Raw genomic sequence first — 23,800 nt, forward strand, 5'->3', positions numbered from 1 at the left:
CGCGTTTAGGTAGCGCAATTCCCCGAAGCCAGCTTCGGCTGCACGTCCGCCCAGCGGACTCTTCCTTGACGATTCTTTTCATTCATTCGTTTTCGCAAATCCCCGCCGACAAAGCTGCCAGGGCGACTCTTGAGTCTCAACACGGCATGTGCAGCTTTGGAGCATGGGTCTTTGCGGATGCACTTAGAGGCAGACCCATGACCCAGGAAATCGGCGGCTTCGCCGCTCTTGAACTTCATCCAAATATTGTCGCTGCAGTAGTCGCTACCGGCTATGAAGAGCCTTCGGCCATTCAGCAGCAGTCGATCCCGATCATTCTCGCCGGTCACGATATGATTGGTCAGGCGCAAACCGGTACCGGTAAAACCGCTGCCTTTGCCCTGCCAATTCTGCACCGCATTGATCCGTCCAAGCGCGAGCCGCAAGCTCTGATCCTGGCCCCAACTCGTGAGTTGGCGCTACAAGTTGCAACCGCTTTCGAAACCTACGCCAAGCAAATGCCGGGCGTGACTGTTGTGGCTGTCTACGGCGGCGCGCCGATGGGCCCACAACTGAAAGCAATCCGTAATGGCGCACAAATCGTTGTCGCCACTCCGGGCCGTCTGTGCGACCACCTGCGTCGTGACGAAAAAGTACTGGCGACCGTGAACCACCTGGTTCTCGACGAAGCCGACGAAATGCTCAAGCTGGGCTTCATGGACGACCTGGAAGTCATCTTCAAGGCCATGCCGGAAACCCGTCAGACCGTACTGTTCTCGGCCACCTTGCCTCAATCGATCCGTGCCATCGCCGAACGCCACCTGCGCGATCCGAAGCACGTCAAGATTCAGAGCAAGACCCAGACCGTTACCGCGATCGAGCAGGCTCACCTGCTGGTTCACGCTGACCAGAAGACTTCGGCCGTTCTCAGCTTGCTGGAAGTGGAAGATTTCGACGCCCTGATCATGTTCGTGCGCACCAAGCAAGCGACCCTGGACCTGGCCAGTGCCCTGGAAGCCAAAGGCTACAAAGCCGCTGCGCTGAACGGTGACATCGCCCAGAACCAGCGTGAGCGCGTGATCGACTCCCTCAAGGATGGCCGTCTGGACATCGTTGTGGCGACCGACGTTGCCGCTCGTGGCCTGGACGTTCCGCGCATCACTCACGTGTTCAACGTTGACATGCCGTACGATCCAGAGTCCTACGTTCACCGTATCGGCCGTACCGGCCGTGCCGGTCGCGAAGGTCGTGCACTGCTGCTGGTGACTCCGCGTGAGCGCCGCATGCTGCAAGTGATCGAGCGTGTAACCGGTCAAAAGGTTGCTGAAGTTCGCCTGCCGGACGCTCAAGCCGTTCTGGATGCGCGCATCAAGAAGCTGACCAACAGCCTGTCGCCGCTGGTGGCTGAAGCCGAATCGACCCACGGTGATCTGCTCGATCGCCTGACCGCCGACATCGGTTGCAGCCCGCGTGCCCTGGCCGCAGCCCTGCTGCGCAAGGCTACCAACGGTCAAGCGCTGAACCTGGCCGCTATCGAGAAAGAGCGTCCACTGGTGCCGAACAATGCACCGCGTGGCGATCGTCCAGAGCGTTCCGGTGATCGTCCTGAGCGTGGTGACCGCGAGCGTCGCGCTCCGATGCCACTGGGCGAAGGTCGTGCACGTTGCCGTACCGCGCTGGGCGCGCGTGACGGTATCGCTGCCAAGAACCTGCTGGGCGCCATCCTCAACGAAGGTGGCCTGGCGCGTGAAGCGATCGGTCGCATCCAGGTGCGTGACAGCTTCAGCCTCGTCGAGCTGCCGGAAGATGGTCTGGAGAAGTTGCTGACCAAGCTGAAGGACACTCGCGTTGCCGGTAAGCAGTTGAAGCTGCGTCGCTACCGCGAAGATTGATCCGCTCTCGGGCTGATTGATCGAACATAAAAAATCCCCGACTGGTTCGGGGATTTTTTTTGCCTTTCAATCGGCGGTGCGGCATTCGCGAGCAGGCTCGCTCCCACAGGTGCCGCAGATCAAATGTGGGAGCGAGCCTGCTCGCGATGGGGGCGACGCGGTCTGTCTGTCAGCCGAAGCGGTAAATATCCATGCCCAGCGCACCCATGGTGAACCCTTGGTGAGCGACGCTGAACTGCCCGCCAGCGGCGCGGGCAAAGTACAGCGGCAACAAGTGCTCATCACTCGGATGATTGCGTACAGCGTTTGGTGCCTGCACACGATAGTCGTGCAGCGCGGCTTCGTCGTTCGCTGCGAGTTTGTCGATCATCCAGTCGCGAAACCCCAGGGCCCAGGGCTCAACGCTCTCGGGGCCGGCATGCCAGTCCAGTTCCCGCAGGTTGTGAGTGATGCTGCCGGAGCCGATCAGCAGGACGCCATGCTCGCGCAGGCTGGCCAGCGCGTGGCCAACACGGGTCTGCAGGGCGGGACCGCCACGGGTGGGCAATGAGACCTGGACAATCGGGATGTCTGCCAGCGGATACATCAGCGATAAAGGCACCCAGACGCCATGGTCGAAAGGCCGATTGCTGTCGATACGTGCAGCAAAGCCAGCGGTTTTCAATAATTCGGCAACCTCGGCGGCGAGTCGTGGGTCGCCGGGAGCCGGGTACTGGACTTCGAACAGGGCTTTGGGAAAGCCACCGAAGTCATGCCAGGTTTCCGGTTGTGGATTGCCGCTGACCAGCAGCTCATTGCTTTCCCAGTGCGCGGAAACAATCACGATGGCCTTGGGCTTCGGTATCTCGGCGGCCAGGCGGGCAAGTGCCGGCCCGCTGGCGCCGGGTTCCAGGGCGAGCATGGGGGAGCCGTGGGATATGTACAGGCTGGGGAACATGAATGAGCTCCTGAGAGTTAAGATGCAACATCTTCAGTCAGATCATTAATCTAAATCTAATATAAGTTTTAGAGTGTTTTGATCGAATTTTCGGGGTTATTTATGCAGCCGGAGTTTTGGCACAAGAAATGGGCGGCGAACCAGATTGGCTTTCATCTGCCGCAGGTGAACCCTCATCTGAAGCGGTTCTGGCCAGCGTTAAGCCTTGAAGAAGGCGCACGCGTGTTGGTGCCGTTATGTGGAAAAAGCCTGGATTTGCTATGGCTCGCCCATCAAGGCCATGAGGTCTTGGGAGTCGAACTGTCGGAAAAAGCCGTCGAGGAGTTTTTCAGCGAACATGGCTTTGATCCTGCCATCAGCGAGCAGGGGCCGTTCAAGGTTTATCGGGCAGGTTCCATTGAACTGTGGTGCGGCGATTTCTTCGAGCTGACGGCAGGCGATGTGGCCGACTGCTCCGCGCTTTATGATCGCGCGGCGTTGATCGCGCTGCCGGCGGAAATGCGAGAGCGCTACGCCGCCCATTTGAAGCGGATATTGCCGAAGGAGTCCCACGGCCTGGTGATTACCCTGGACTATGACCAGGCGCAAATGCCCGGCCCTCCGTTTGCTGTGCTCGATGATGAGGTGCGGCGGTTGTTCGGGGACTCATGGGCGCTGAAGATCCTGGAAGATCAGGATGTGTTGAGCGAGAGCGGGAAATTCCTGGAGGCGGGTCTCACGCGGCTTGAGGAGCGGGTTTATCGGGTTTCCACGCGGTAATTTGTAGCGACAGTTCTGGCCTCATCGCGAGCAGGCTCGCTCCTACAAGGGGTCTGCATCGTACACAAATCACCTGTAGGAGCGAGCCTGCTCGCGATGGGGCCAGAATGAGCGCCGCGGCAATCTGCAGACAAAAAAGGCCCGCATCGCTGCGGGCCTTTTGCTTTGCTGTGGAGTGTATTAGCCCCGACGACGAGCCAGAGCGTCGATGCGCTCTTCCAGCGGCGGGTGGCTCATGAACATGCGAGCGAACCCTTGCTTGATGCCACCGTTGATGCCGAAGGCGTTCAGGGTGTCGGGCATGTGCACCGGCAGCCCTTGTTCCGCCCGCAGGCGTTGCAGGGCGCCAATCATCGCGGCGGTGCCGGCCAGGTTTGCACCGGCTTCGTCGGCACGGAATTCACGCTTGCGCGAGAACCACATGACGATGGCGCTGGCCAGGATGCCCAGAACCAGTTCGGCGAAGATGGTCGCCACGTAGTAGGCAATACCCTGGCCTTCTTCGTTCTTGAAGATCACCTTGTCGACGAAATTGCCGATGATCCGTGCGAAGAACATCACGAAGGTGTTCACCACGCCCTGGATCAACGCCAGGGTGACCATGTCGCCATTGGCCACGTGACCGATTTCGTGGGCCAGGACGGCTTTCACTTCATCCGGCGAGAAGCGCTCGAGCAATCCCTGGCTGACCGCGACCAATGCGTCGTTCTTGTTCCAGCCGGTGGCGAAGGCGTTCGCCTCGTAGGCCGGGAAGATACCGACTTCGGGCATTTTGATCCCGGCTTCGCGAGACAGTTGCTCGACGGTTTGCAGCAGCCATTGCTCGTGACGGGTGCGTGGCTGGGTGATGATCTGGGTGCTGGTGCTCATCTTCGCCATCCACTTGGAGATGAACAGCGAGAACAGCGAACCTGCGAAACCAAAGACCGCACAGAAGATCAGCAGCTGATTGAGGTTAAGGTCAACCCCATTGGCCGCCATGAACCCGTTGAAGCCGAAAAGGCTCAGGGTGATGCTGGCAATCAGCACGACCGCCAGGTTAGTGGCCAAGAACAGCAGGATGCGCATCATGGTTGTAGAAATCTCCTCATGCTAAAGATGTGGCGTACTGCGGGGTATATAAGGTGCTGCACCGGGGTATTCAACCGGGTGACTATTTCAAACTGTGTCCTACGGCAACAGTCTAGCTGCTTGCAGGGCATTTCCGACAAGTATGCGGGAAGTGTTTGTCAGTCAATTCATGTCGAAGGCCCCGCCTTTGTTAGGCGCGAGCAGGCAAGGCGCGATCCGCCAGCGGTCAAGGCGACTGTCAGTGGCGCAATGCAAACAAATGTTGCCGGATGAATCACCGTGCGACGTTCGGGAACGTCGCACGGTGACAGATCGCTTACTGGCGGTAGGACTTGAGGAAGCCGCCAATGCGTCCGATGGCCATCTCCAGGTCATCGACACGGGGCAGGGTCACGACGCGGAAGTGGTCCGGCCATGGCCAGTTGAAAGCGGTGCCTTGAACCACCAGCAGCTTCTCGGAGAGCAGCAGGTCGAGGACGAACTTTTCGTCGTTATGGATCGGGCAGACCTTGGGGTCGATCCGCGGGAATGCATACAGCGCCCCCATCGGCTTGACGCAGCTCACGCCCGGAATGTCGTTGAGCAACTCCCAGGTGCGGTTGCGTTGCTCCAGCAGGCGGCCCTGGGGCAGCACCAGGTCATTGATGCTCTGATAGCCACCTAGGGCGGTCTGGATCGCATGCTGGCTCGGCACGTTGGCACACAGGCGCATGTTGGCCAGCATGTCGATGCCTTCGATGTAGCTCTGGGCGTGGTGTTTCGGGCCGGAGATGGCGATCCAGCCGGAACGGAAACCGGCCACGCGATAGGACTTGGACAGGCCGTTGAAGGTCAGGCAGAGCAGGTCCGGCGCCAGGGAGGCGGTGCAGATGTGCACGGCGTCATCGTAGAGGATCTTGTCGTAGATCTCGTCGGAGAACACCACCAGATTGTGCTGGCGAGCCAGTTCCAGCATGCCCAGCAGGACTTCTTTGGAGTACACCGCGCCGGTCGGGTTGTTCGGGTTGATGATCACCAGGGCCTTGGTGTTCGGGGTGATCTTGGCCCTGATGTCGGCCAGGTCTGGCCACCAGTTGGCTTGCTCGTCGCACAGGTAATGCACCGGGTTACCGCCCGATAGGCTCACCGCTGCGGTCCACAACGGATAGTCCGGCGCTGGCACCAGCACTTCGTCGCCGTTGTTGAGCAGGGCCTGCATCGACATCACGATCAGTTCGGAAACGCCGTTGCCCAGGTAGATGTCTTCAATGCCGACGCCTTCCACCTGCTTTTGCTGGTAGTACTGCATGACGGCCTTGCGCGCACTGAACAGGCCCTTGGAATCGCTGTAGCCCTGGGCGGTCGGCAGGTTGCGGATTACGTCCTGGAGGATTTCATCCGGTGCTTCGAAACCAAAGGGCGCCGGGTTGCCGATGTTCAGCTTGAGGATGCGATGGCCTTCCTCTTCCAGGCGCTTGGCGTGCTTGAGCACCGGGCCGCGAATGTCGTAGCAGACGTTGGCGAGCTTGTTCGATTTGCTGACCTGCATGGCGATGTGTTCCCGAAAATGAACGATCCAGACGGCGTTTGGGCAACCGTGCTGGGAATCCTGCGTATTCACACAGGCCTGACGCCTTGAGATGCAGCACCCATATTTCCGTTTGAATGCGCGTGGTCTGGCTGCCAGACTGGCGTTTGACGAGGCGCAATCATACGTGCCGCCCGATCCGTGGAAAAGGTACAGATCGGGCTTTTTCAGCCGCTGAGGTGTGATGATGGAAAAGTTGGAAAAAACCCTGGAAGAATGGAAGGCGATGCTCGACCCGGAGCAGTACAACGTGTGCCGCCTCAAAGGCACCGAACGACCGTTTTCCGGCAAGTACAACGCCACCAAGACCGACGGTATCTACCACTGCATCTGCTGTAACGAGCCGCTGTTCGACTCCAAAACCAAGTTCGACTCGGGTTGCGGCTGGCCGAGCTTCTACGCGCCGATCGGCGACAGCGCCATGACCGAAATCCGTGATGTCAGCCACGGCATGATCCGCACCGAAGTGGTCTGCGCCAAATGCGACGCGCACCTGGGGCATGTATTCCCTGATGGTCCGCCGCCGACGGGCCTGCGTTACTGCATCAATTCGGTGTGCCTGGACCTGGTGCCGCGCGAGTAATGCGAGCCCTGTAGGAGCGAGCCTGCTCGCGATGGTCGTCAACGATAACGCGGGAAGCCTGGTGCCCCGAGTTGTTCTCTGGTCCATTGCGAGCAAGCTCGCTCCTACAGTGGATTGGCGTTCGATAATTTAAATTGCACACAATTCAATTGCTCGCTATTTTGTTATCTCTTCCATTCAATCGGAACCTCAAACATGAGCGACAACCTGCTGAGCATTCCTTGCACCACGATCAAGGGTGAGCAAAAGACCCTGGCGGATTTCGCCGGCAAAGCCGTGTTGGTGGTCAACACGGCCAGCAAGTGCGGTTTCACTCCGCAGTACAAAGGCCTGGAAGAGCTGTGGCAGACCTACAAGGACCAGGGCCTGGTGGTGCTCGGCTTTCCCTGCAACCAGTTCGGCAAGCAAGAGCCGGGCAATGAAGGGGCGATCTCCGAGTTCTGCGAGCTGAACTTCGGTGTCAGCTTCCCGCTGTTCAAAAAGATCGACGTCAATGGTGCCGATGCCCATCCGCTGTTCGTGCAATTGAAAAAGCGCGCACCGGGGGTGCTGGGTTCCCAGGGCATCAAGTGGAACTTCACCAAGTTCCTGATCGGCAAGGACGGGCAATTGGTCAAGCGCTTCGCTCCGGCGACCAAGCCGCAGGACCTGACCCGCGAGATCGAAGCCCTGCTCAAATGAACACCTTGTCAGTCGATTCCCTGAAGCTCGACAGCCAGTTGTGCTTCAAGCTGTACGCGGCATCCCGCGCGGTAATTCGCGGCTACAAGCCAATGCTCGATCAGTTGGGCCTGACTTACCCTCAGTACCTGGCGATGCTGGTTTTATGGGAGTGGCAGGAAGCGACCCCGGAGCAACCGACCGTCAAGGCATTGGGCGAGCGTTTGGCTCTGGATTCCGGCACGCTGACACCTTTGCTCAAGCGCCTGGAACAACTGCAACTGGTGCAGCGTCAGCGTTCGGCGCGCGATGAACGTGAAGTGCACCTGAGCCTGTCGCCAGCCGGCACGGCCTTGCGCGACCAGGTCGGGCCACTCAAGGCGCGCCTGTTGTGCGACAGCGGGGTCGATCTGAATCGTCTCAACGAATTGCGCGATGGCCTCGATCACCTGTTGGGGCAGATCAAGGCGCTGTCATAGCGGGGATCCACAGGTCCAGCAAGGCGGCCAGTTCTTCGCGCCGGAAGGGTTTGGCCAGGTAGTCGCTCATGCCCGCGGCACGACAGCGTTCACGCTCCTCCGACATGGCGTTGGCCGTCAGGGCAACGATGGGCAGTTGGGGCCAGCGTCCGCTGCGGCGGATTTGCCGGCTGGCTTCATAGCCGTCCATTACCGGCATGTTGCAGTCCATCAGCACCAGGTCGAAATCCCGTTGCTCGAGTTGATCCAGTGCCTCGCCACCATGAGCGGCGGTGGTGACCTCGCAACCGAGTTTGCCGAGCATGCCCTTGGCCACCAACTGGTTGACCGGGTTGTCCTCCACTAACAGCACGCGCCCGCGGCGTTGCGGGCATTGTGTGTCGAGTCGAGCCTCGTTGACCGGATGGGTTTGCGGTTGCAGGATCCTGCGCAACGTTTGAAGTAGCATACTGCGGGCCAAAGGGCGGGCCTGCTGTTGCAAGGGGGCGAGTGCGTTGACCTCTTCGCTGGGCATGAAGTTGCCATACGCGGTGATCAGCAGGATCGGCGCGCTGAGGGTGGGGCGCAAACTGAACAGGCATTCGGGGCAGTCGGTGATGAGCACGTCGGCTGCCAGGCCAAGCAATGGGTCATCCATGGACCGCCGTTCATAGTCCAGCCCCCAGACAGGCAACAGGCTGTTCAACAGTTCCCCCAGTCCGCTGCTGGCGGCCGTGATGGCAATGACTTTGCCCCTGAGTAAAACAGCTGGCATTGCACGGGTATGGCTGGGCAATGGCAACTCCGCGCAGAACTGGCTGCCAAAACCTGCCTCGGAGCTGATGGTCAGACGCCCCTGCATGGCTTCGCAAAGGTTATAGGTCAGGGCCAGGCCCAGCCCGGTGCCGCCAAATTGACGGGTAATACCGGCACCGGCCTGGGTGAAAGGCTGGAGGATCTTGACCTGGGCCTCCTGAGGGATGCCGATGCCGGTGTCGCAGACTTCGATCCTGACGCCGTCGCCGAACGTCGACAGGCGCACGTCGACCCGCCCGAAACGGGTGAACTTCAGGGCGTTGGACAGCAGGTTACTGACGATCTGCCGCACCCGGGTCGGATCGCCGAGCACCAGTGCCGGGAAATGCGGATCGATCAGGCAGGTCAGTTCGACGCTGGGGGCGGCGTTCTGCGACAACAGGTTGGCGGTGTCTTCGATCAGCGAACCCAGGTCGAAGGGGATGTGTTCGAGTTCGAGTTGGCCGGCATCGAACTTCGACAAATCGAGAATATCGTTGAGCAATTCCACCAGCACTTTGCCCGAGTCATGGGCGATCGACAGTTGCTGCTGTTGTTCGGCATTGAGCGGTCCGTCGAGGGATAGCGCGATCATCCCGAGCAAGCCATTTAGGGGCGTGCGGATTTCATGGCTCATGTTGGCCAGGAACACCGAGCGGGCTTCGGCCATATCGAGGGCGGTACTGCGGGCGACTTCCAGTTCCTCGTTGGATTGGCTCAGCCGGTCGTTGATCGCCTTGAGTTCGGCAGTGCGGGCCGAGACGATGTTTTCCAGTTGGCCAAGATACTCGGTCAGGCGGTTTTCCGCATTGCGCCGCTGCTGGATTTCGGTGGCGATGTTCCTGAATTGCTGGTTGGCAACCTTGACCAACACGCCGATCTCATCGTTGACGTGCCCGGCGGGACACTCCAGCGAGGTCGGCTCGGTGCTGCTCGGGTCGCGACCGCTGAGTTCACGGATGACCCGCACCAGGGGTTTGGTCAGCATCACATAGAACAGCGCCAACAGGATGCCGGACAGCAGCAGGCTGCGGGCGAAGCCATTGAGCAGGGTCACTTCGGCCCGGCGCAGGAACCGGTTGCCGAAGGCGTAAGTATCGACTTTCAGGCGCAGCGTACCCAGGGATTCGTTGGGTAAATTATCCAGGTAAAGCCGGTCTTCGAACTGTCGGTTGGCGCCGAACAGGAAGTCACTGAGCATCCTGTAACCGTTTTCCACACCGGGTCGCTTGACATTGGCCAGCACGGTGCCGTTGTTGTCGATCAGTTTTGCGCTAATGATCGCTGGCGAGCGCAGCAGGCCCAGGGTCAGTTCCTTGGCGAGTTCGGCGTCGATGTTGTAGGCGATTCGCGAGGCCGGGTTGTGGCTGATTTCCAGCAATGAAAGGATTTCACGATTGATGGAGGCGTCTTCACTGGCATAATCGATGCCTATTTGCAGCAGGCTGAGCAGCGTGCCCAGAATGAAACCGACCAGCACGGTAAGCCGGGCTTGCTTGAATGACAGCCGGTTGGTGAATTTGATGTCCATGGGGGGGTGAACCACTTCCGTTTCCTTTCGCTGCTCAAGCATAGTCGATCATGCCTGCCTGCTGATGTTCTCGCGAGGGCTGTACCGCGGGGGTAGCCGCTTGTGTGACGCTGTGTTTCGTCGCTGTATCACCATCATTACTGTGAACGTGCCCGAGGAGAAGTCGTGGATTCCCGATTGAATGCTTTTCTTGAACGCGCCGATGCCGTTCTGGCCCGTATCGAGCCGTTGCTGCCAGCGCCACGGCCAGCCATCGACTGGACGCAATGCCTGGCCGCGCGCTGGCAGCGTGAGTCGCGCGGCGGTTATCTGATGCCGCTGGAGGTCAGCCTCGACATGCGTTTGTCGGACCTGATCGGCGTCGACCGGCAAGTCGAGCAGCTTGGGCGCAATACCCGGCAGTTCCTTGACGGCATGCCGGCCAACCATGCCTTGCTCTGGGGCTCGCGCGGCACCGGCAAGTCGTCGCTGGTGCGCGCCTTGTTGGCCGAACACGCTCACGCCGGTTTGCGCTTGATCGAGATTGAACGTGATCACCTGGCAGACCTGCCGCGGGTGGTCGAACAGATCGGCAAACTGCCCCAGCGTTTCGTGCTGTTTTGCGATGATCTCTCGTTCGAGTCGGGCGAGGGGGATTACCGAGTGCTCAAGAGCGTCCTTGATGGCTCGCTGGAACAGGCGCCGGACAACGTTTTGTTGTACGCCACGTCCAACCGTCGCCACCTGGTGCCGGAAAAGGAAAGTGACAACGAAAACTGGAAACGGGTCGACGGCGAACTGCATCCGAGCGAGGCGGTGGAAGACAAGATCGCACTGTCGGACCGCTTCGGCCTGTGGCTGTCGTTCTATCCGTTTACCCAGGAACACTTCCTCGACGTCGTCGAGCACTGGATCGGCCAGTTGGCCGGCAAGGCCGGACTGGCGTGGCAGCGCACCGAAGAGCTGGACATTCTGGCGGTACGCTGGGCCACCGGCCGAGGCAACCGCAATGGGCGTTGTGCCTATCAATTTGCCCGTTACTGGGTCGGGCTGAAACTGTTGGAGCACAAGGCATGATCGATTTACATAAGAGCGGCCAGGGCCTCGAAGGCTACGGCATGCTACACGCGCAGCTGGAATCATTGCTGGCGGACGAGCGGGATTTCATCGCCAATGCCGCACAGTTCTCGGCGTTTCTGTTCAATCAACTCGATGATTTGAACTGGGCCGGTTTCTACCTCAACCGTAATGAAGAACTGGTGCTGGGCCCGTTTCAGGGGCAGATCGCTTGCGTGCGGATTCCGTTCGGTCGTGGCGTTTGCGGGGCGGCGGCAGCCACCCTGCAGACTCAACGAGTCGAAGATGTGCACGCGTTTCCCGGTCACATTGCCTGCGACAGCGCCTCGAACAGCGAACTGGTGGTGCCGTTGGTCAAGGACGGCCGATTGATCGGTGTGCTCGACCTCGACAGTCCGAAACTCGCGCGCTTCACCGCGCAGGACCAGGCTGGAATCGAACAGCTGGCGGCGATTTTCCTGCGCCTGACCGACTGCTGATCAAGACGCCAGGCCGGCCTTGGTCAGCAGGCCCGACGCGTCCACCGCATCGATCTGCCCGGGGTCGAGGAAGCGCCTGGCGTACTGCAAATAGATCTGTGCCTTGATGAACAGCCCGAACAGCTCCGGGTCGATGTGGGCATCACGGCACATGAACGCCATGATGCCCAGCGCCTCGCTCAAGGTCTTGGCTTTTTTGTAGGGGCGGTCGGCGGCCGTCAACGCTTCGAAAATATCGGCAATCGCCATCATCCGCGCCGGCAGGCTCATTTCTTTTCGCTTCAAGCGTTTCGGATACCCGGTGCCGTCCATTTTTTCGTGGTGCCCGCCGGCTATTTCCGCGACGCTGCGCAAGTGCTCGGGGAACGGCAGATGGTTGAGCATCAGTATCGTCTGAACGATGTGGTTATTGATGACATACCGCTCCTCGCTCGTCAGGGTGCCCCGGACAATGCTCAGGTTGTACAACTCGCCCCGGTTGTATTTGTGGGGTGGAACGTCGAGCTTGAAGCCCAGGGGATTGTCTTGCGGTATCACTTCGTTTTCGCTGCGTTCGAACAGGTGCTCGGGTTTGTCCGCCAGTAACGGTTCGCTGACGGGCAGGTTGGGGGCGGGCGTTCGGGCCTGACGCCGGTTTTCTTCCCAAGACACGCCCAGCCGGTCATCCAGGGTCCGGGTCCAGGTTCGTTCAGCCAGGCGGCGCAGGCGTTGCAGGTCAGCGTCGGCCATGGCTTCGCCGCCGAGGTTGCAGCGGGCAACGAAGGCGAAATCGTCATCGAGCCCGGCCAGGCTGGCATTGCGCAGTTCCGCCAACGGTTGCTCATCACCGCCCAGGGCAATGCCCCGCCAGTAGCTGATCCAGGCATCGCACTTGAGTACCTCGAAGCGGGTACGGATTTCGTGGATACGATCGGTCAGGGTTTCCAGCTTCGTGGCTTTGTCGACGACATATTCCGGGGTGGTGACCTTGCCGCAATCGTGCAGCCAGGCGGCGATGTGCAGTGCCTCCCATTCATCTTCGGTCGGCTGATAGGCGCTGAAGGCGGGCTCCTGGCTCGCTGCCGCCGCTTGGGCGAGCATCAGGGTCAGTTCCGGCACGCGCTGGCAATGGCCGCCGGTGTAGGGGCTTTTGGCGTCGATGGCGCCGGCCAGCAGTTGAATGAAGGCGTCCAGCAGCTGTTTTTGCCGGGTTTGCAGGCGCTGGCTTTCGATGCACACGGCAGCCGCGCCGGACACCGCCTGGAGAAACGCAATGCGGTCCGGCCGCAGCTTGTCCAGATCGCTCTGCTCGCCGCTGTCGGCTAAGAGCAACACCAGCAGACCCACGGTTTCGTTGTGGCGATTGTGCAGGCGGATCCCGATCAGATGGACCCGAGGACTTTCCAGCGCGAGCAGGATTTTCTGCAGATCACCCGCCTGCTCGAACCCCAGGTTGCTGACGACATTGTCGACATTGGCCAGCTGGTGCAGCCATGGGGGGCTTTGCGGGGTCTCGAGCGAGTGTCCGCGGATGTCGAAGTCTTGCAGGTTTTCGGCGGTGTTATTGATCACCAGTCCGTGGGGTTCCATGTGCTGGCCATCACCTTCGCGCAGATAGATCAGGCCGGCCTGGGCCTGGCCGATTTTCACGGTTTCAAACAACACCCGTTCCAGCAGCGGGGCGAAACGGGTTTCGGCGCTGAGGCTGTCAGTGATCTGGAAGAAGCTCGCCAGGGTGTCTTTCATTCGTGCCATCGACACACTCAACTGGTCGACTTCGAGCACCGGCGAGCGACGGGAAAGCGGAAAATTGAAATCGAAACTGCGAATCGCATCGGCCTCCTGCACCAGGGCGCGCAAGGGTTTGACCAGGATTCTTGATGTCAGCCAACCCAGCGGCACGCATAACAGCAAGGTTGCCAGGGTAATGAGCGCACCCTGCCAGCGCATCCGGTAAGCGTCGACGAGCAACTCGTCTTCCGGTACCAGCAGTGCCATTTGCAGGCCTTGGGGGCCGCCTTCCTGCATGCTGCTGCGGGCCACGATCCACTGCCGGCCGTTGGCGTTCAGGCGACTGCCCTGAGGGGGACTGTTGAGCAACGCGTCCAGGCCGGGGCTCAGGTCCGCCGCCTTGACCAGGCGGGACGTCTGATCATCGATGATCAGCTTGCGGCTGTCGGGGTAGGCAATGGCATTGCCTTCGGCATCGAACAGCACGATTTCGGTACTGGGGGTCACGACGTGCTTGGCCAGGGTCGCGCTGAGTTCGGCCAGAGTCAGGTCGGCGGCCAGGATTGCCTTGTCGCCGCTGCGTCGTGCCAGCGTCGTGCCGATGTTGTGGGTGGAAAAGAAGATATAGGGTTCGGTCGTGATCTGGTCGTTGTCGCCGCGGGCGCTGGTAAACCAGGCGCGGTTGCGTGGGTCGTACGTGTCGTTCAGGTTGTCCTGGCGGCTGACAAGTGCCAGGTTCCGGTCGAAAAACAACGACTGGGAGTGGGCCTGGCCGCTGCTGTCGTGCTCGATGCTCCAGACTTGGAAAACCGCCGTATCCGGAGCCTCGACCAGGGCTTTGACCTCCGGGGTGCGTAGCGGGCGGACCATGAAAAAGTCACCATTGTCGTAGCCCAGGTACAGTGAAGCCAGGTTGGGGTTGTCCTCGAGTGACTGGCTGAACGGTTCGAGCAGTGCCAGGCGCTGTTCCAGATCAGGGGACTGGCCCGCCGGATTGAGTGCCAGCAGGCTCAACAGATGACGAATGGGGTCATAGGTCGCGTGCAGGTCCAGGCGGACATCCTGCTCAATGCGGTTGAAGAGTTTTTCGCTGCTGGACAAGATGATCTGTGTGGTTTGCCGGTAGTTGAAAAGCCCCAGCACCGCCCCGGTCAGCAACAGCAAAAAGGTGAACATCACGCTGATATGGACATGCAGCGGAAACCGGCGTGGATCCGTGCGCAGTGGGTCAGGCATTGCGGGTTTCTCCATGATGGTCAACACACCGCTGAGGGACCAAGCATAGTTAAGGCTCTGGCAGTTTGCCTTCGTCGTAATGCTCGATCTGACGTAGCAACGCGTCCTCCAGTTCGAGCATGGTGCGCTCCATGGATTTGCAGCATCCGGCCACTTTTTCGCGATCGGAATCCTCATGGCAGGCGGCTTCGAGTGCCTCGCAGCGGTCGATCAGGCGGGAGGCTTGTACTATCCGGGCTGCGCCTTTGATTTTGTGGGCAATGTCCTGCAGCGCTTGCGTATCCCCAGAGCTGGATAGCGACAGCAGCGTTGGCAGATCCTGGCGGTTGCTGTTCACCAACTCGTTCAGCAATCGTCGGTTCAATATCGGGTTGCCCCCGGTCAGCAGTTTCAACCCGTGAAGGCTGAACGCCGGGGCTACATGGGTTGGTTCAATGCCTTGCACCCATTGACTCAAGGCTCCGAGGCTGAGGGGTTTGAACAGGCAGTCGTCCATTCCGGCCTGTTTGCAGCGTTGTATTTCTTCCGGTTGGGCGTTGGCGGTAAAACCGAGAACGGTGCAGGGAGGACGATGGAGTTGTCGCTCATGCTGGCGAATGGCACGGGCAAGCTCATAACCGTTCATGACCGGCATGTTGCAATCGGCGATCACCAGATCAAAAGGCTGGTCCTTCCATGCCTCCAATCCCTCCTGTCCATCGGCCGCGACGGTAAATCGATGCCCAAGAAACTCCAGTTGCTGGCACGTGAGCAATCGATTGGCCGAGTGATCGTCGACTACCAGAACATTCAATGGGGTTGTGGCGACGACGACTTGGGTTTCGACCGCACGGGCCGACTGTTGCAGCGGCAACGTTTCCAGCTGCAGCAACACCTCCACTTGGGTACCGATGCCCGGCTCGCTGCGCAATTGCAGGCTGCCGCCCATCATCTCGCAGAGATTGCGACTGATCACCAGCCCCAGCCCTGCGCCTCCTCTGGCCGATTGCATGGCGTGGTCGGCCTGAGCGAAGGGTTCGAACAGGCGTTGTTGATCCTGTTCGCTGATCCCGATACCACTGTCGTGAACCTGCACCCGCATCTGCACATGCTCAGGTTGCGTTGCCGGGTGCAGGTCGACAATGACCCGGACCTGGCCTTGCTCGGTAAACTTGATGGCATTGCTGATCAGGTTGGACAGCACCTGTTTGAAGCGCAATGGGTCCAGCAACACATCGAAGGTCGGGTTCGCCGATGAAAACTCCAGCAGCAGCTCGAGTTCCTTCTGTCGGGCCAGACCTTCGAAAATCCGCACGACCGAGGTCACAAGTTCACTCGGATCAACCCGCTCCGGAGTCAGGCTCAAGCGTCCTGATTCGATTCTGGCGATGTCGAGAATGTCGCCGATCAATTCCAGCAACCCATTCGCCGAGTTGTACGCGACATCGATGGCCGGACGCTCCGGGTGCTGATGATCAAGACGCTTGAGTGTCAGTTCAAGCATGCCGATGATTGCATTCATCGGCGTGCGGATCTCATGGCTCATCGTGGCCAGAAACGTGCTTTTGGCCCGGTTGGCGTTATCGGCGCGTTCTTTCGCGCAACGCAGATCATCGAGCAGTTGCCGCCGTTCGCTGATGTCGATCCAGCCACCGATAATGCCTTGCACTTTTGCGCTGGAATCCCGATAGGGAAGAATCCAGTGATAGATCGTCAGTCGCCGGCCACCTATGTGCAGCTCGCGATCGACGATCAACGGTCTGCCCTCGGCCACCACGCGCTGGTAGTCGGCCTGGTACTCCCGGGCTTCGAACACATTGCTCATCGATCCCTGCATGACGCTTTTGCCAATGACATCTTCACGCCGGGCGCAGAACGCTTGCAGGTAACTGTCGTTGCAACTTTGCAGCAGCCCCTGGCGATCACGTACGTAGATCGGATGGGGCGTGCCATTGACCAGCGATCGCATGAACTCGAACTGGTCGTTCAGCGCACGCTCGGCGGCCTTTCGCTGCTTGATCTGGCGTCGCATGTAGTCGTTCCACGCAATGGAAATCAGCAATAGCACGCCGGCACCGATGACGATTTGGTAGAACAGTCTTTGATAGTTGCGCCAGGTGCTTTGCGAGGACGCCGAATAGCCGCGCCAGCGACTGTTGATGATGCCCAGTTCTTCCGGCGAGATGCTCAGCAATGCCTTGTCGAGAATGGCGTTCAGCTCTTTGGCGCCCCGAGCGGTGGCAAGGGAAAACGCTGCCTGCTCGGTGCCGATGGTGGTGCTGATTTGCAATGTGTGCTCGAACAGCCGCGAGGAAATAAAGTAATTGGCAATGACCAGTGAGTTCACCGCGCCCTCTGCCTGGCCTTCGGCGAGTAACTCCACGGCGCTGAAGGTGTCCGGGGTTTCGATCAAATTGATTCGGGGAAACTCTCTGCGCAGGTAATCAATGATTGGATTGCCGCGGGCAATGGCCAGGCGCTTGTCCTGTAGCTGCGCGAGGTTGGTCGAGCTGTCGGCGGCTTTGCGGGTCAGCAGGACGTAGGAATTTTCCAGAAAGGGGCGGGTAAAGTTCAGCTGGGTTTGACGTTCGGCACTGGGGAGCAAGGCGGCGATCACATCTACCTTGTTGTCCTTGATCTGTTTGATCATCTCGTCATCGCTTCGACTGCTCCGGATATCGAAGCGCAAGCCGGTACGCAGCCTGATAAGCTCAAGCAAATCTGCGGTGACCCCGCGAAAATTGCCATTGCTATCGAAAAATGTCAGTGGCGCAAAGGCTTCGTTGACGACAACGCGCACAATCGGGTGGTGGCTCAGCCAGCGTTCTTCGCGGTCAGTGAGTTGCAGCTTTTGATCGGTCAGCAGAATGTCGCTACCGGCGCTCCAGCGTTTGGCGATGTTTTCTCGTTCACTGGAGGGGATGGCCGTGATCATCGCGTTGATGATGCCGAGCAGCTCAGGGTTGTTCCGGTTGACGGCGAAGCTGAAACCAAAGGCTTCATGTTTGCCGAAGTTGGCCATGCGGATGTTGTTCAGGTACCCCTTGTTGATCATGTAGTGAGTTGAAATGGTGTCACCGAGGAACACGTCCGCCTGATCGAAAGCAACGGCATTGATCGCATTCTGGTAGGACGGATAAGACGTGATGATCGCCTTCGGATACAACGCCTTGACTTCCGCCAGCGGCAAGTAGTGATACACCATGCTCAGGCGCAATCCGGCCAGGCCATTGGTGAGGGATCGTGTTTCCCCTTCGCGGGTGACCAATACGGGTTGGTCGACGGCATAGGGTATGGACAGTGCAATGTCGGCGTTGCCAGCTTCGAATCCATTGGCGGTGCCGAGCAGATCGACTTCGCCATTTTCCAGCGCAGTGATCGCGGCCCCTCGGGAATCGAAACGCTGAACCGTGACGGGCAGACCGGTTGCTTTTTCCAGGAGACCGGCGTAATCGGCCGTAAAACCTTCATAGTCCTGACCACTGGTGGTCAGGTCGAATGGAGGATAGTCCGGGGCCGACGTACCGAGCGTCAGTTGGTTTTTTTGTTTTATCCATTGTCGCTGGGATTCATCCAGCCGAACCTCCAGCGCTCCGACCTTCGAGCGACTGAGCAGCGTGTAGTTTTCATTGCCCGGTGCCCCGAACAACGAGGTGCTCACGCATAGACCTGCGGTCAATTGAATCAGATAGACCTTCAAACGTCTGGGCATCCAGGTTCTCACACGAGTGCGTTACGTTTTGCCATCTCGATCAGTTCAACCAGGGATTTGGCTTTGAGTTTCTGCATGAGGCGCTTTTTGTAGGTGCTCACGGTCTTGTTGCTCAGAAACATGCCCTTGGCGATTTCCTTGTTTGTGCGGCCTTGGGCAAAAAGTTGCAAGACCATCAGTTCCCGGTCGTTTACGGATTTGAACAGTTCCAGTTCCATGCAGCGTGTTTCATCTCCGCGGATGGGGTTCAAGGCCTCGCTCGGAAAATAGTTGTAACCTGCAAATACCGCTTTTATGGCGCTGACCAGTTCACTGATGTCCTCTTGTTTGCAGACATAGCCCGATGCACCCGATTGCATGCAACGAATACCGAAAAGTGTCGGGCATTGTGCTGTCAGTACCAGGGTTTTAAGAGGGGTGCTCATTGCATTGAATCGGGATAGCACTTCCAGGCCATCCAGTTTTGGAATGCTGATGTCGAGAATAACCAGGTCCGGCATGCATTCGCGAACCATCTGCATGGCATCGACCCCATTGTCAGTTTCGCCGACGACTTTGTAACCTTCATGTTCCAGTAACATTCGAACGGCAAGGCGGATAACCGGGTGATCGTCGACAATAAAAACGGAGTTCATAATCAAGTCCCATGCGAGCTCAAATAAAGCGCGCACCATAGCTCAGATACTTGAAGGGACGCATGAACTGACCAGTCTGTAGCAGCAATATAGGAAAAATCCTACAGATGAAAAAGAATGGGACTACGTATTAACTAGGTTTCTTATTAGGACGGCTGAAAGAAGTCCAGCATGTGGGTGTGCTTTAAATGGAAGTTGTTTGTAAGCTTTTCAATGTATGTTTGTCAGTTTTTATATGTTTTTTTCTATAGTGGTGCTGAGGTCAACAAGTCTCTAAATTCAGATTGTTTCAGTGGTTTTATCAAGTAACCCAGTAATGGCAGCCCCTGTTCAGAGGCCGTTTTTTCAAGCTCATCCAGTTCAGATGTCGTCAGGCTACTGAGAATGATCGCCTGCCTGATCAACCCTCGCTGGCTGGCGAACCGGACCAGATCGAGTCCCGTCAGGTCGGGCAGGCATTGATCGCATAAAAGGATGTCGAACGGTTGGTCGGCCCCGAGCAGTTGCTGCAGGGCGCCTTTGGCGCTGTCGGTGGTCGTCAGCCGGGTGAAGCCATAACTTTCCAGCAGGCATTGAGTGGCTATCAGTTGGAAGGGATGGTCTTCCACCACGAGGATGCGTAGATCGTCTTCGGCCATGGCGCGCACTTCATCTGTCGAACAGAAGGGAGGGCGATTGTTTCGCGAGAGTACCGGGCAAGCGATCAGTTTGCTCGCCATGTGCTGTAGGGCGATTCGACGAAACTTGAGTGCAGTTGGATGCTGAAGGGGGTATCAGCCATAACGAATGCCGTAATGGCTGATCAATCGACACACCTCAGTGGCTGGCGCGGCCGGTCATTTCCAACGCCATGTCACTGGCATAGCTGTCGGTCATTCCGGCGATGAAATCAATCATGCGCAAAAACGAAGTGTGCAACGGGCCGTGAGGATCGGGTGCATTGTTGCCCAGCAGGTCAAGGATGCGGCGGCTCTTGAACGACGGCGTACGCCCATTGTGCTGCTCCAGCGCGGCACCGCAAAAGGCGTTGAGCAGGATTTCCAGCGTGGTATAGGCACCGATCTCGTGCAGGGTCTTGCGCTTGTCCTGGAAGATTTTCTTGCGGGCCATGTCCTTGGCATTGAGCACGCAACGCTTGGCGGGACCGTGCATGTGTTCCACCAGATCGCCGGGCAGAATACCGGCCAGCAGCGCATCCTGTTGCTCGACGAAGGCGCGGGCCGCAGCATTGGTCAAGTGCTCGATGGCTTTACCGCGCAGGATAGCCAGTTTGCGTCGGCGCGAATCGTCGGGACCGAGCTGGCGATAGGTCTCCGGCAAGTCATCGCCCACCAGGCCCAACAGCAGGGATTCGACTTCGGCGTATTCCAGTAACTCCATTTCCAGGCCGTCTTCCAGGTCGATCAGCGCATAACAGATGTCGTCGGCGGCCTCCATCAGGTACACCAGCGGGTGCCGCGCCCAGCGTTGCTCCTCCAGTTGTGGCAGGCCGAGTTTATGGGCGATCTGCTCCAGCAGCGGCAGCTCGCTCTGATAACAGCCGAACTTGTGTTTCTTGTAGCCCAGCGAGTCGGCGTGCCTGGCCGTCCATGGATACTTCAGGTACGTGCCCAGCGTTGCATAGGTCAGGCGGGTGCCGCCGTCGAACTGGTGATACTCAAGTTGGGTGAGTACCCGAAAGCCTTGGGCATTGCCTTCGAAATTCAGGAAGTCATTGCGCTCGGCTTCACTCATTGCATCCAGCCAGCCACGGCCGGCGGCTTGCTGGAACCAATGGCGGATCGCGTCTTCACCGGAATGGCCGAACGGCGGGTTGCCGATGTCGTGTGCCAGGCAGGCCGATTGCACCACCATCCCCAGGTCGCTGGGTTCGCACCATTCGGGCAGGGTCCTGCGGATGGTTTCGCCGACGCGCATGCCCAGTGAGCGACCCACACAACTGACTTCCAGCGAGTGGGTCAGGCGCGTATGAATGTGATCGTTGCTGGACACCGGATGGACCTGGGTCTTGCGCCCGAGACGGCGGAAAGCTCCCGAGAAAATGATGCGGTCGTGGTCTTTGTGAAAAGGGCTGCGGCCGAGTTCTTCCGGGCTGTGCAAAGGTTTTCCGAGGCGTTCGCGGGTAAGCAGGGTATGCCAATCCAAGGCGGGTCACTCCGTCAGGTGTCTGATGGCCTAGCTTCCCGTTTCGCGCCATGACCTGCAAGCGGAACTACAACCCGGCGGCGTTGATATCGAGGCCTCCTTGCAAGATCATTTTCTGGAGGGTGCCTGTTGACCGGGTAGGCGCACAGGATTGCACCCCTCGATAGAGGAGCGCATCCCGTCGAATTTGCAAGCGTGCAGCCAGAAAGAAACTGTTCAGTCTTTGCGCGAAGAGCCCTGCATGATCAGTTTGATCAGCGGCCCCAGTGTGGTGCCGAGGCGGATCAGCCGGGTCAGACTGCTGAGGCCACCCCCGTTTTTCGCACCCTTGCCGGTCAGAAAACCCAGCAAGGTGACGGCGGCCACGCCCCAGAGTGGAGCGTGCTTGATGCCGAAGCCGTCCTGCAGGTTTTGCGTCATCCCGCGCACCCGTTGCAAGGGCTGCAGCAGTTGCGAGGATTCGTGGCGGATTTCCTGGCGGTGCATTTCCATGCGCAGGCGGATCAGGGCCTTGCGCATTTCCGTGCGTGAGCTGTTTTGTGGCAATTCAGGCAGGTTCATGGCAGCAGGCGCTCCCGATCGTTGGCCAGCTCTTCCAGGGTGCCATGGAAGGGCGAGGACTCATCGAATATCGCCGCTCTCAAGCGCATTCCACAGAATATGGCGGCGAGGGAGTAGAACACACAGAGCCCGATGATGGCGGTCAGGCGATACGTGTCCCAGAACACGATAAGCACCAGCGTCGACAGCCCCACCAACAGCAGCAACGCAAACACCAGCGCCAGGCCCGCAAACAGCAACAGGCTGACGGTGCGGGCTTTTTGCTCCTGTAGTTCGATGCCGAACAGCTCGACATGGCTGTGCAGCAAACCAAGGAAGGCAGCACCCAGGCGCCGCGATGAGGAGCTGGTTCCCGTCACGGACGGGCCGGATTCGCCGATCGACATATCAGCGCCGGCTGGCCAGCAGGCCGATCAGGAAACCCACGCCGGCCGCGATCCCCACAGATTGCCAAGGGTTGGCCTGTACATAGTCTTCCGTGGCGGTGACAGCAGCCTTGCCGCGTTCGCGCAGGGAGTCTTCGGTCAGCTTCAGGGTTTCACGGGCACGCAAGAGACTTTCGTGGATCTGCTCGCGCAACTCGTCGGCCTGATCGCCGGCCAGGGTCGCGGTGTGCTCCAGCAAGCGTTCGGTGTCACTGACCAGTGTCTGAAAGTCGTTCATCAGGATTTCTTGAGCAGTCTTTGCCTGGGGGCGGGCCATGGTGGATCTCCTTAAGTGGCTTTCTGATGCGTTCGAGTATGAGCCTTCGGCGAAGGTTCAGTACAAATGACTGGTACAACTTTTGCTGAGTCGTGGTGCGCCGGTCCGCACCATTGCGCTATTGCCGGGCATGATTTCAGTAAAACCGTAGGACCAACAATCAAAAACTCGCGTAAACGTCCGGGGCGCGTTTTTCCTGGACGGCGTCCGTGCGCCAAAGTGGTTCAACGAGATCAGTGCGCTGATGTCTTGAAGCTGCAACTTGGTGCATGGCCAGTCATCGCGAACTGCTTTGGTGCTTTTTTCTGCCATAAGGTCTGCCCATCCCATGGAAAACCTGCAAAGCGCTGTGGACACCCTGGTCCATAGCTCCAACACGCTGTTCATTCTGATCGGTGCGGTCATGGTTCTGGCCATGCACGCCGGTTTCGCCTTTCTCGAAGTCGGAACCGTGCGACAGAAAAACCAGGTCAATGCGTTGTCGAAAATCCTCAGCGACTTCGCCGTTTCGACACTGGCCTACTTCTTTATAGGCTATTGGATTTCCTATGGCGTGACGTTCATGCAACCAGCGGCGGTGCTCAATGCCGACCATGGTTATGGCCTGGTGAAGTTTTTCTTCCTGCTGACCTTTGCCGCGGCGATCCCGGCGATCATTTCCGGAGGCATCGCCGAGCGCGCCCGGTTTGTTCCCCAGTTGTGTGCAACCGCGTTGATCGTCGCGTTCATCTATCCGTTCTTCGAAGGCATTGTCTGGAACGGCAACCTGGGTCTGCAAGCCTGGTTGCTGGAGCGCTTTGGTGCCGGTTTCCATGACTTCGCAGGATCGGTGGTGGTGCATGCCATGGGCGGTTGGCTGGCACTGGCGGCGGTGTTGTTGCTCGGACCGCGTAATGGCCGCTATCGCGACGGTCGGCTGGTCGCGTTCGCGCCATCGAGCATCCCGTTTCTGGCACTGGGCTCGTGGATCCTGATTGTTGGCTGGTTCGGTTTCAACGTCATGAGCGCGCAAACCCTGCAAGGTGTCAGCGGACTGGTGGCGGTGAATTCGTTGATGGCCATGGTTGGCGGTACGGTGGCGGCGCTGATTGTCGGGCGCAATGACCCCGGCTTTCTGCACAACGGCCCGTTGGCGGGGCTCGTGGCAATCTGTGCCGGTTCCGACCTGATGCATCCTGTGGGGGCGCTGGTCACCGGTGCCATCGCGGGGGCGCTGTTTGTCTGGTGCTTTACCGCGGCCCAAGGCAAATGGCACATCGACGATGTGTTGGGTGTGTGGCCGTTGCATGGTTTGTGCGGCGTGTGGGGCGGCATCGCCTGCGGCATTTTCGGCCAGACCGCTTTGGGCGGGTT

Annotated in this window: 20 protein-coding genes; 8 read left to right on the forward strand and 12 right to left on the reverse strand. The window is 59.0% G+C overall.

Going from position 1 to position 23,800, the window contains the following annotated elements:
* The first annotated feature begins 197 nt into the window (after positions 1–197).
* A complete protein-coding gene (locus tag KGB20_RS14195) occupies positions 198–1,871 on the forward strand; it encodes a DEAD/DEAH box helicase (RefSeq protein WP_007973525.1) in 1,674 nt (557 codons plus the stop codon).
* A 169-nt stretch (positions 1,872–2,040) separates the two neighbouring features.
* On the opposite strand, the gene KGB20_RS14200 is transcribed toward KGB20_RS14195, so the two are convergent.
* On the reverse strand, positions 2,041–2,808 hold the full coding sequence (locus tag KGB20_RS14200; RefSeq protein ID WP_223532607.1) for a DODA-type extradiol aromatic ring-opening family dioxygenase: 768 nt from the start codon (positions 2,806–2,808) through the stop codon (positions 2,041–2,043).
* 102 nt (positions 2,809–2,910) lie between these two features.
* Between KGB20_RS14200 and KGB20_RS14205 the strand changes: the two genes are divergently transcribed.
* Entirely contained in the window at positions 2,911–3,567 is a 657-nt protein-coding gene (locus KGB20_RS14205; protein WP_223532624.1) for a thiopurine S-methyltransferase, read from the forward strand.
* A 180-nt stretch (positions 3,568–3,747) separates the two neighbouring features.
* Here KGB20_RS14205 and htpX read toward each other — a convergent pair whose 3' ends face one another.
* Both htpX and KGB20_RS14215 read right to left on the reverse strand, forming a co-directional pair.
* Positions 3,748–4,638, reverse strand: coding sequence for a protease HtpX (gene htpX, locus KGB20_RS14210; protein ID WP_007973520.1), 891 nt, complete (start codon positions 4,636–4,638; stop codon positions 3,748–3,750).
* 316 nt (positions 4,639–4,954) lie between these two features.
* Positions 4,955–6,166: a pyridoxal phosphate-dependent aminotransferase gene (locus tag KGB20_RS14215; protein WP_223532608.1), complete on the reverse strand. Its 1,212-nt coding sequence runs from the start codon at positions 6,164–6,166 to the stop codon at positions 4,955–4,957.
* Positions 6,167–6,392: 226 nt separating this feature from the next.
* On the opposite strand from KGB20_RS14215, the gene msrB reads away from it, so the two are divergent.
* From msrB to KGB20_RS14230, 3 genes are all read left to right on the forward strand, one after another.
* Positions 6,393–6,788 carry a peptide-methionine (R)-S-oxide reductase MsrB gene (msrB, locus tag KGB20_RS14220; RefSeq protein ID WP_223532610.1) on the forward strand — a complete coding sequence of 132 codons (396 nt, stop codon included), beginning with the start codon at positions 6,393–6,395 and terminating at the stop codon, positions 6,786–6,788.
* A gap of 195 nt (positions 6,789–6,983) precedes the next feature.
* Positions 6,984–7,469: a glutathione peroxidase gene (locus KGB20_RS14225; protein ID WP_056727098.1), complete on the forward strand. Its 486-nt coding sequence runs from the start codon at positions 6,984–6,986 to the stop codon at positions 7,467–7,469.
* On the forward strand, positions 7,466–7,927 hold the full coding sequence (locus KGB20_RS14230; RefSeq protein WP_218543352.1) for a MarR family winged helix-turn-helix transcriptional regulator: 462 nt from the start codon (positions 7,466–7,468) through the stop codon (positions 7,925–7,927). The genes KGB20_RS14225 and KGB20_RS14230 overlap by 4 nt, the downstream gene beginning before the upstream one ends.
* Here the strand turns inward: KGB20_RS14230 and KGB20_RS14235 are convergent.
* Entirely contained in the window at positions 7,911–10,274 is a 2,364-nt protein-coding gene (locus KGB20_RS14235; RefSeq protein ID WP_150812297.1) for a response regulator, read from the reverse strand. The genes KGB20_RS14230 and KGB20_RS14235 overlap by 17 nt on opposite strands.
* Before the next feature lie 123 nt (positions 10,275–10,397).
* Here KGB20_RS14235 and KGB20_RS14240 point away from each other — a divergent pair, with 123 nt between their 5' ends.
* The gene (locus KGB20_RS14240; protein ID WP_057713827.1) at positions 10,398–11,288 is read left to right on the forward strand and encodes an ATP-binding protein; all 891 of its coding nucleotides are present in this window, start codon (positions 10,398–10,400) and stop codon (positions 11,286–11,288) included.
* Entirely contained in the window at positions 11,285–11,767 is a 483-nt protein-coding gene (locus tag KGB20_RS14245) for a GAF domain-containing protein (RefSeq protein WP_223532612.1), read from the forward strand. Before KGB20_RS14240 ends, KGB20_RS14245 begins: the two co-directional genes overlap by 4 nt.
* Here the strand turns inward: KGB20_RS14245 and KGB20_RS14250 are convergent, their stop codons facing one another.
* The 8 genes from KGB20_RS14250 to KGB20_RS14285 all read right to left on the reverse strand — a co-directional run bounded on the left by KGB20_RS14250 (position 11,768) and on the right by KGB20_RS14285 (position 22,447).
* Entirely contained in the window at positions 11,768–14,713 is a 2,946-nt protein-coding gene (locus tag KGB20_RS14250; RefSeq protein ID WP_223532614.1) for an HD domain-containing phosphohydrolase, read from the reverse strand. It abuts the gene before it with no gap.
* A 49-nt stretch (positions 14,714–14,762) separates the two neighbouring features.
* Positions 14,763–18,404 carry a transporter substrate-binding domain-containing protein gene (locus KGB20_RS14255; protein ID WP_223532616.1) on the reverse strand — a complete coding sequence of 1,214 codons (3,642 nt, stop codon included), beginning with the start codon at positions 18,402–18,404 and terminating at the stop codon, positions 14,763–14,765.
* A gap of 8 nt (positions 18,405–18,412) precedes the next feature.
* Entirely contained in the window at positions 18,413–19,039 is a 627-nt protein-coding gene (locus KGB20_RS14260; RefSeq protein ID WP_057713831.1) for a response regulator transcription factor, read from the reverse strand.
* Between the two features lie 245 nt (positions 19,040–19,284).
* The gene (locus KGB20_RS14265; protein WP_150812301.1) at positions 19,285–19,677 is read right to left on the reverse strand and encodes a response regulator; all 393 of its coding nucleotides are present in this window, start codon (positions 19,675–19,677) and stop codon (positions 19,285–19,287) included.
* A gap of 178 nt (positions 19,678–19,855) precedes the next feature.
* Positions 19,856–21,184, reverse strand: a complete 1,329-nt coding sequence (locus KGB20_RS14270; RefSeq protein ID WP_223532618.1) for a deoxyguanosinetriphosphate triphosphohydrolase — start codon at positions 21,182–21,184, stop codon at positions 19,856–19,858.
* Between the two features lie 216 nt (positions 21,185–21,400).
* The gene (locus tag KGB20_RS14275) at positions 21,401–21,745 is read right to left on the reverse strand and encodes a hypothetical protein (RefSeq protein WP_057713834.1); all 345 of its coding nucleotides are present in this window, start codon (positions 21,743–21,745) and stop codon (positions 21,401–21,403) included.
* Positions 21,742–22,131 carry a phage holin family protein gene (locus KGB20_RS14280; protein WP_057713835.1) on the reverse strand — a complete coding sequence of 130 codons (390 nt, stop codon included), beginning with the start codon at positions 22,129–22,131 and terminating at the stop codon, positions 21,742–21,744. Before KGB20_RS14280 ends, KGB20_RS14275 begins: the two co-directional genes overlap by 4 nt.
* 1 nt (position 22,132) lies before the next feature.
* Positions 22,133–22,447 carry a YqjD family protein gene (locus KGB20_RS14285; protein WP_057713836.1) on the reverse strand — a complete coding sequence of 105 codons (315 nt, stop codon included), beginning with the start codon at positions 22,445–22,447 and terminating at the stop codon, positions 22,133–22,135.
* 328 nt (positions 22,448–22,775) lie between these two features.
* Between KGB20_RS14285 and KGB20_RS14290 the strand changes: the two genes are divergently transcribed.
* Positions 22,776–23,800, forward strand: a 1,025-nt coding sequence (locus KGB20_RS14290) for an ammonium transporter (RefSeq protein WP_223532620.1), incomplete at its 3' end; no start/stop codon positions are given.

The sequence above is a fragment of the Pseudomonas sp. BF-R-30 genome, from assembly GCF_019956175.1.
Classification (GTDB): domain Bacteria; phylum Pseudomonadota; class Gammaproteobacteria; order Pseudomonadales; family Pseudomonadaceae; genus Aquipseudomonas; species Aquipseudomonas jessenii.

What these genes read in the sequence shown, in the direction of transcription:
- KGB20_RS14195 (WP_007973525.1), top strand. Translation starts at nt 198, where the DNA reads ATGACCCAGGAAATCGGCGGCTTCGCCGCTCTTGAACTTCATCCAAAT.
- KGB20_RS14200 (WP_223532607.1), bottom strand. Translation starts at nt 2,808, where the DNA reads ATGTTCCCCAGCCTGTACATATCCCACGGCTCCCCCATGCTCGCCCTG.
- KGB20_RS14205 (WP_223532624.1), top strand. Translation starts at nt 2,911, where the DNA reads ATGCAGCCGGAGTTTTGGCACAAGAAATGGGCGGCGAACCAGATTGGC.
- htpX (WP_007973520.1), bottom strand. Translation starts at nt 4,638, where the DNA reads ATGATGCGCATCCTGCTGTTCTTGGCCACTAACCTGGCGGTCGTGCTG.
- KGB20_RS14215 (WP_223532608.1), bottom strand. Translation starts at nt 6,166, where the DNA reads ATGCAGGTCAGCAAATCGAACAAGCTCGCCAACGTCTGCTACGACATT.
- msrB (WP_223532610.1), top strand. Translation starts at nt 6,393, where the DNA reads ATGGAAAAGTTGGAAAAAACCCTGGAAGAATGGAAGGCGATGCTCGAC.
- KGB20_RS14225 (WP_056727098.1), top strand. Translation starts at nt 6,984, where the DNA reads ATGAGCGACAACCTGCTGAGCATTCCTTGCACCACGATCAAGGGTGAG.
- KGB20_RS14230 (WP_218543352.1), top strand. Translation starts at nt 7,466, where the DNA reads ATGAACACCTTGTCAGTCGATTCCCTGAAGCTCGACAGCCAGTTGTGC.
- KGB20_RS14235 (WP_150812297.1), bottom strand. Translation starts at nt 10,274, where the DNA reads ATGCTTGAGCAGCGAAAGGAAACGGAAGTGGTTCACCCCCCCATGGAC.
- KGB20_RS14245 (WP_223532612.1), top strand. Translation starts at nt 11,285, where the DNA reads ATGATCGATTTACATAAGAGCGGCCAGGGCCTCGAAGGCTACGGCATG.
- KGB20_RS14250 (WP_223532614.1), bottom strand. Translation starts at nt 14,713, where the DNA reads ATGCCTGACCCACTGCGCACGGATCCACGCCGGTTTCCGCTGCATGTC.
- KGB20_RS14255 (WP_223532616.1), bottom strand. Translation starts at nt 18,404, where the DNA reads ATGCCCAGACGTTTGAAGGTCTATCTGATTCAATTGACCGCAGGTCTA.
- KGB20_RS14260 (WP_057713831.1), bottom strand. Translation starts at nt 19,039, where the DNA reads ATGAACTCCGTTTTTATTGTCGACGATCACCCGGTTATCCGCCTTGCC.
- KGB20_RS14265 (WP_150812301.1), bottom strand. Translation starts at nt 19,677, where the DNA reads ATGGCCGAAGACGATCTACGCATCCTCGTGGTGGAAGACCATCCCTTC.
- KGB20_RS14275 (WP_057713834.1), bottom strand. Translation starts at nt 21,745, where the DNA reads ATGAACCTGCCTGAATTGCCACAAAACAGCTCACGCACGGAAATGCGC.
- KGB20_RS14280 (WP_057713835.1), bottom strand. Translation starts at nt 22,131, where the DNA reads ATGTCGATCGGCGAATCCGGCCCGTCCGTGACGGGAACCAGCTCCTCA.
- KGB20_RS14285 (WP_057713836.1), bottom strand. Translation starts at nt 22,447, where the DNA reads ATGGCCCGCCCCCAGGCAAAGACTGCTCAAGAAATCCTGATGAACGAC.